Here is a 230-nt window from a genome sequence, read left to right on the forward strand (position 1 = left end):
TGCAGACGCGGCGCGCCGAGCCTCGGCTGGGGGCCCACCGGGAACTCGAGCACCGCTTCGCGCTGCCCTTCCCGGTGACGCACGGCGATGCCCATGCCGCGGCGTTCCTTCGGGTCGCTGGACCATTGCGGCGTGCGCTGCAGCCTCCAGACATAGGGCTGTCCATCGACCTCGATCTGGAACTCGGTCTTCAACTTCGTGCGCGCCATCCGTTCGAGTTAGCCCGCGGG

Annotated in this window: 1 protein-coding gene; it reads right to left on the minus strand. The window is 69.1% G+C overall.

The window, feature by feature from the left end:
• The coding region (locus ACZ3HH_RS31260) for a hypothetical protein (protein ID WP_465810629.1) at positions 1-194 on the minus strand (194 nt) is incomplete at its 3' end.
• Positions 195-230: the final 36 nt, after the last annotated feature.

The sequence above is a fragment of the Pseudomonas sp. PME37.24/025 genome (genome assembly GCF_055556615.1).